This window comes from Lentzea sp. NPDC060358 (genome assembly GCF_042725365.1).
Taxonomy (GTDB): domain Bacteria; phylum Actinomycetota; class Actinomycetes; order Mycobacteriales; family Pseudonocardiaceae; genus Lentzea.
The window spans coordinates 1-6,355 of sequence record NZ_JBHXCW010000347.1 but is presented as its reverse complement, the minus strand read 5'-3'; the positions used below and the strand labels follow the sequence as shown (position 1 = coordinate 6,355).

The 6,355-nt window shown below is 72.9% G+C and carries 6 protein-coding genes; 3 read left to right on the top strand and 3 right to left on the bottom strand.

The features are described from left to right. Positions 1-102: 102 nt before the first annotated feature. Complete coding sequence (locus ACFWGZ_RS38570) at positions 103-1,488, top strand: PP2C family protein-serine/threonine phosphatase (protein ID WP_382456541.1); 1,386 nt, start codon at positions 103-105, stop codon at positions 1,486-1,488. 82 nt (positions 1,489-1,570) lie between these two features. Here ACFWGZ_RS38570 and ACFWGZ_RS38565 read toward each other — a convergent pair whose 3' ends face one another. After that, on the bottom strand, positions 1,571-2,428 hold the full coding sequence (locus ACFWGZ_RS38565) for a helix-turn-helix transcriptional regulator (protein WP_382456540.1): 858 nt from the start codon (positions 2,426-2,428) through the stop codon (positions 1,571-1,573). Between the two features lie 134 nt (positions 2,429-2,562). On the opposite strand from ACFWGZ_RS38565, the gene ACFWGZ_RS38560 reads away from it, so the two are divergent. Continuing rightward, entirely contained in the window at positions 2,563-3,522 is a 960-nt protein-coding gene (locus ACFWGZ_RS38560; RefSeq protein ID WP_382456539.1) for an SDR family oxidoreductase, read from the top strand. Here the strand turns inward: ACFWGZ_RS38560 and ACFWGZ_RS38555 are convergent. Both ACFWGZ_RS38555 and ACFWGZ_RS38550 read right to left on the bottom strand, forming a co-directional pair. Then, positions 3,519-4,130 (bottom strand): alpha-ketoglutarate-dependent dioxygenase AlkB, encoded by a 612-nt coding sequence (locus tag ACFWGZ_RS38555; RefSeq protein WP_382456538.1) that lies wholly within the window; start codon positions 4,128-4,130, stop codon positions 3,519-3,521. The two genes, ACFWGZ_RS38560 and ACFWGZ_RS38555, sit on opposite strands and share 4 nt — an antisense overlap. A 28-nt stretch (positions 4,131-4,158) precedes the next feature. Then, entirely contained in the window at positions 4,159-4,698 is a 540-nt protein-coding gene (locus ACFWGZ_RS38550) for a TetR/AcrR family transcriptional regulator (protein WP_382456537.1), read from the bottom strand. A 49-nt stretch (positions 4,699-4,747) separates the two neighbouring features. Here ACFWGZ_RS38550 and ACFWGZ_RS38545 point away from each other — a divergent pair, with 49 nt between their 5' ends. Further along, a complete protein-coding gene (locus ACFWGZ_RS38545; protein ID WP_382456536.1) occupies positions 4,748-6,352 on the top strand; it encodes an AMP-dependent synthetase/ligase in 1,605 nt (534 codons plus the stop codon). The last annotated feature ends 3 nt before the right edge of the window (positions 6,353-6,355 follow it).

Genomic DNA, 6,355 nt, shown 5'->3' with positions numbered 1-6,355 from the left:
CTGCCACGTTAGGTTGGGAGCGAGGTAACTTGATGCCGCGATGCATGCCGACAACCCGCAGGAGGCCGTGATGCTCCGGCCGTCCGCGCAGGACGACAGCGGATGAGCAGCGCCGTGGGCATCGACCTGGACGGCTGGCAGCGCCTGGTGGACGGGCTGCGCGAAGCCGTCCTCGTCGTGGACCCCGCGGGCGTGGTGCGCGTCCGCAACGCCGCCGCGGCCGACCGGTTCCCCCGGCTCTTCCTCGGCGAGCGCTTCGACGCGCACGTCGCGGGGCGCCGGCACGACCTGGGTGAGGGCTGGAGCGCGTGGTACTTCACCGACTCCACCCTCGACCAGGCCCACCTGCGGCTCGCCGGCGGCACGTCGCGCGAGGCCACGCTCAAGACCATCGTGCAGCTCGCCGCCGAGCTGCTGGGGGAGCACTGCGTCGCCGTGGTGCCCGCCACCCGCGACCGGCTGGAGTGGTGGCGGTGCGGGGGCGGTGAGCCCACGGTTACCCGCACGCCCCGCCGGGCGTCGGCGATCACCGAGGTGCTCACCGGCGAGTCGGCGTTCGCGAGGATCACCTCCCTGGGTGAAGGCAGCTGGGACGTGCCGGAGGACTTCGGCACCGCGCTGGCCGTCCCGCTCGGCGTCGGCGGCGCGCTGGTGGTGCTGCGGCAGACCGACTTCGCCCCGAACGACGTCGAGCGCGTCCGGCTGTTCGGCAGGCACGCCGCCGCGGCGCTCGAGTCGTCGTCGAAGCTGACCGAGCAGAAGCGCACGATCGACATCCTGCGGTCGGCGCTGCTGCCGGTGCCGCTGCCCGAGGTGCGCGGGATGTCGCTCGCGTCGGTGTTCATCCCGGCCCACCAGCGGGCGCTGGTCGGCGGCGACTTCTACGACGTGCACCCGCGCACGGACGGGTCGGCGACGTTCGCGCTGGGCGACGTCTGCGGGCACGGCCTGGAGGCCGCGGTCCACAGCGGACGGGTGCGGCAGTCGCTGCAGGCGCTGTCGCTCGTCGAGACGAACCCGGTGCGGCTGCTGCACCTGCTGAACACGTCGTTGCGCGCCACCGGGTCGAAGCTCTTCACCACGCTCGTCGTGGGCGAGCTCGTGCCGCTGGCGGCCGGGGGAGCGCGGCTGTCGCTGGCCTCCGGCGGCCACCCCGTGCCGCTGATCCTGCGGGCGGACGGCAGCGTGCACGAGGTGAGCGCGACGGGTGCGATCGTCGGCATCCTGGCCGACGTGCGGTTCTCCGGCGAGCAGGTCACGCTCGCACCCGGTGACACGCTGGTGCTGTACTCCGACGGGTTCACCGAGGCCCGCGCGCACACCGACCGCAGCGAGCTGTTCGGCGAGCAGCGGCTGCGGGCGGTGCTGCAGGAGTGCAAGGGCCTGTCGGCGGAGGAGATCGCGCGGCACTGCGAGCAGGTGGTGCTGAAGTGGCTCGGCCGCGACGACCACGACGACCTCGCGCTGCTGGCCGTGCAGGCGGTCTGATCCGGCCGGTGTGCACGGACGTCCCGGTCCTGGAGGTGACGATCGAGATCGCGGACTCCGATCCGTGGGCCGATCTCCGGTTCTACGCGAGCCCGGTGCTCGTGGACGTGATCTGGGTGCCGACGACCGACAGCAGCTGCAGCTTCTCGTAGCTCTCGCTGCCGGGCGTGGCGGTGTAGACGAGCAGGATGTGCGCCTGGTCGGGGTCGAGCAGCGTCTGGCACTGCAGCTCCAGGTCCCCGACCACGGGGTGCACGTACCGCTTGAACTCCTTGGGGCGCAAGCCGATCTCGTGGGCCTCCCACACGGCCCGGAACTGCGCGCTCCCGGCCAGGAGCAGGTCGACGTAGTGCGCGGCACGGGACCCCGGCCCGCGCCGCGTCACGGCCTCGCGCAGCCCCGAGGCGAACATCCGGCCGAGGAAGTCGTGGTCGTCGGAGTGGTAGAGCGCTCGGCAGTCCGGGTCGGTGAACCACCGGTAGCCCAGGCTGCGGGCCGGGCCCCGGTACCGGGCGGCGTCACCGACGAGCGCGATGCCCAGGGGCGTCTGCCGCAGCGTCTCGCCGAGCTCGGTGACGACCTCGGCGGGCGTGTCCGCCAGCCGGTCGAAGATGCGCGCGAGACCGGGGCTCACGTGCTCGCTCAGCGACCCGCGCGCCGGCGCGCCGTGCCCGGCCAGCCGGAACAGGTGGTCGCGTTCGTCGAGCGACAGGTGCAGGCCCTGGGCGATCGCGGCGATCATCTGCGCGGACGGGTGCGGCCCGCGTTCCTGCTCCAGCCGCGCGTAGTAGTCGGCGGACATGTTGCACAGCGCGGCGACCTCCTCGCGCCGCAGCCCGCTCGTCCTGCGCCGCCGCCCGCGCGGCAGCCCGACGTCCTCCGGCTGCAACGCCTCCCTGCGCAGCCGCAGGAACTCCGCCAGTCCCGTTCTGTCGACCACCCGGGCCCCCTTCCGCCTCGTCACCCTTTCTAGTGCCGCCGCGCCGCGGTAGCCACGGATCGTCAGGTCCTGGATGAGGATCGGCGGGGCAGACCACTGTGGAGGCAACCCCACGACGAGCAGGAGAGTGCGCCATGGCCCGCAAGCAGTTCGACATCGAGATCCCGGACCTGTCCGGCAGGAGGGCCGTCGTCACCGGCGCCAGCGACGGCATGGGCCTGGGCATCGCCCGCCGCCTGGCCGCCGCGGGCGCCGAGGTCGTCCTGCCCGTCCGCAACCCGCGCAAGGGCGAGGCCGCACTGGCCGCGATCCGGCGTGATGTCCCCAGCGCCGACGTGTCGCTGCGCGCGCTGGACCTGTCGTCGCTGGCGTCGGTGGCCGCGCTGAGCGCCGCGCTGCGGCAGGAGGGCGAGCCGATCCACCTGCTGATCAACAACGCGGGCGTCATGACCCCGCCCGAGCGCCAGACGACCGCCGACGGCTTCGAGCTGCAGTTCGGCACCAACCACCTGGGCCACTTCGCCCTGGTCACGGGCCTGCTGCCGCTCCTGCGCGCCGGCCGGGCCCGCGTCACGTCCCAGCTCAGCATCTCCGCCAACCAGAACGCCATCAACTGGGGCGACCTCAACTGGGAGCGCTCCTACAACGGCGGCAAGGCCTACAGCCAGTCGAAGATCGCCCTGGGCCTGTTCGGACTGGAACTCGCCCGCCGGTCCGCCGCGGGAGGGTGGGGCATCACGAGCAACCTCGCGCACCCCGGCATCGCGCCGACCAGCCTGCTGGCCGCCCGCCCGGAGATCGCCCGCTCGTCCGACACGCTCGGGGTGAAGGTGATCCGGTTCTTGTCGGCCAGGGGGATCGTGGTCGGCACCGTCGAGTCGGCGCAGCTCCCGGCCCTGCTCGCCGCCACCTCCCCGCAGCCCGGCGTGTTCTTCGGGCCGAGCGGTCTCGCCGGTCTCGGTGGCCCGCCCGCCGAGGCCGAGCTCTACCGCCGGCTGCGCTCGGAGGAGGAGGCGCGCCGGGTGTGGGAGGTCTCGGAGAGGCTCGTCGCCGAGGCGGCTCCGGTCGCGGGCCGCGAGGCGGGAACGGTCTAGCGGACCCCGTGCGGCCGGAACTGGATGCTGATCCGCGGCCCCACGACCTTCGACGTCTTCGGGATCGCGTGCTCCCACGTCCGCTGGCAGGACCCGCCCATCACCAGCAGGTCCCCGTGCCCCAGCGCGTAGCGGAGCGTCTCGCCGCCACCGCCGCGCGGCCGCAGCAGCAACGCGCGCGGTGTGCCGACGGACAGGATCGCCACCATCGTGTCCTCGGTCTGGCCGCGGCCGATCGTGTCGCCGTGCCACGCCACGGAGTCGCGGCCGTCGCGGTAGTAGCAGAGCCCGGCGGTGGTGAAGGGCTCACCCAGTTCGGCCGCGTAGTGCGCGGACAGCATCGACCGCGCCGAGGTCAGCACGTCGGACGGCAGCGCGCCCTGGTAGAAGCAGAGCAGGCGCGGGACGTCGATCACGTTGTCGTACATCTGCCGGCGTTCGGCCCGCCACGGCACGTCCGCCACCAGCGCGTCGAACACGGCGTCGGCGCCCGTCAGCCAGCCCGGCTGCACGTCGATCCACGCGTCGCCGCCCAGCGGCGTGCGGCGCGGGGCCAGCGGGGCGAGGGACGGCTCCGCCTCCAGGTCGAACAGTGAACCCTGGCGCATGGCAGTGCAGCATAATCGAACGTGTGTTCTACGGCGACAGCGTGGACCACACGGCGTCGGCGATCAGGTCGCGGGCGGCGGCGAGGTCGAAGACGCCCAGCAGGTGGCGGCGCACCGACTCGTGGGCCGGGCCCATCGCCACCGGTTCCAGCGCCCACGCGGGCAGGGGGCGCAGCTCGCCCGAGTCCATCCGCTCCAGGAACCACGTCAGGACGGGGGCGAACTCCGCCTGCTTGGCCACCGGGTCGGCGTGGTCGGGGGCGGCGTAGAGGAAGCGGGCGCGGCTGGGGTTCGCGGTGACCCAGTCCAGGTAGCGCAGCGTCAGGTCGCGCACGCAGACCCGGGCGGGGCGGGCGTCCAGGGCAGGGCGCATCGCGGCCACGCAGCGGGCGTAGCTGTCGGCGTAGAGCTCGGCGAAGACGCCCGCCCGGCTGCCGAAGTGGTGGTAGATGCTGCCGTTCGACATGCCGGAGCGCTCGGTGAGCGCCGCGATCGTCACGGCGTCCAGGCCCGCGTCGGAGACCAGCGAGAGCGCCGCGTCGAGGAGAGACTGTCGTCGGTCGGCCACGCGGGTTAGAGTACCGCTCTGGAGCGACGCTCCAGAGAAGGGGAGAGCAATGGCGCTGTCGATTCCCGGCCTGCTGCGCGAGAGGGTCGCGCGCACGCCCGACGCCGAGGCGATGCGGTACCGCGACGACATCGGCTGGGTGTCGCTCACCTGGGCCGAGCTGCAGGACCGCGTCGCGGCCGAGGCGTTCGGGCTGCGGGAGGCCGGGCTGCGCAAGGGCGACCGGGTGGCCCTGATGGGGCGCACGAGCATCGACTGGATCGTCACCGACCTCGCCGTGCTCGCGGCCGGCGGCGCCACGACCACGATCTACCCGAACAGCACCGAGGCCGAGGTCGCGCACGTCCTGGGCGACTCGGGCAGCCGGATGGCCGTCGTCGAGACCGGCGAGCACGCCGCGCTCGTGCCGGACGACGTGCGGGTGCTGCGGTTCGGCGAGGTCCCGCGCGGCGAAGGCGACTACGCCGCGCTGATCGACGAGATCACGGCGGGCGACCTGGCGACGTTGATCTACACCTCGGGCACCACCGGCACGCCCAAGGGCGTCGAGCTGACGCACGAGAACTGGCTGGCCACGGCGGAGGCCATCGCGTCGCTGGGCATCCTGCGGTCTTCCGACCTGCACTTCCTCTGGCTGCCCCTGTCCCACGCGTTCGGCAAGGTGCTGACGATGGCGATGATCGCCGCGGGCGTGCCGACCGCCGTCGACGGCAGCGTCGAGCGGATCGTGGACAACCTCGGCGAGCTGCGGCCGTCGATCGTGGCCGCGGCACCGCGCATCTTCGAGAAGATCCACGGCCGGATCGTCGCGGGCGTGCGGGAGAAGGGCGGGGTGGCCGAGAAGGTCTTCCGCTGGGCCGACCGCGAGCACGGACCGGCGACGCGCCGGCTCGCGGACCGGCTGGTGTACCGCAAGCTGCGCGAGCGCGTGGGCGGGCGGATCCGCTACTTCGTGTCGGGCTCGGCGCCGCTCGCGCCGGAGATCGCGGAGTTCTTCTCCCGCGCCGGCATCACGATCCTGGAGGGCTACGGGCTCACCGAGTCCTCCGCCGCGACGTTCTTCAACCGGCCCGGCATGATCCGGATCGGCACCGTCGGGCCGCCCGTTCCCGGCATGGAGGTCAAGATCGCGGATGACGGCGAGGTGCTCCTGAGGGGGCCCGGCGTCATGCGCGGCTACCACAACCGCCCGGAGGCCACGGCCGAGGCGCTGGTCGGCGGGTGGCTGCACACCGGCGACATCGGCGAGCTCGACGACGCGGGGCGACTGCGGATCACCGACCGCAAGAAGGAGCTGATCAAGACCTCGGGCGGCAAGTACGTCGCGCCCACCCGGATCGAGAGCATGATCAACGCGGCGTCGCCCTACATCAGCAACGTGATCGTGCACGGCGACCGCCGCAAGTACTGCGTCGCGCTCGTGACGCTCGACCCCGACACGGCCGGCGGTCTGTCCGGGAAGGACGCCGAGGCCGAGGTCGGCAAGGCGGTCGACACCGTCAACGCGCAGCTCGCGCGGCACGAGACGATCAAGCGGTTCGCGGTGCTGGAGAACGACTTCAGCGTCGAGGACGGGTTGCTCACCGCGTCGCTGAAGCCGCGCCGCCGGGAGATCGAGAAGCGGTACCGGGACGTTCTCGACGGCCTGTACTGACCC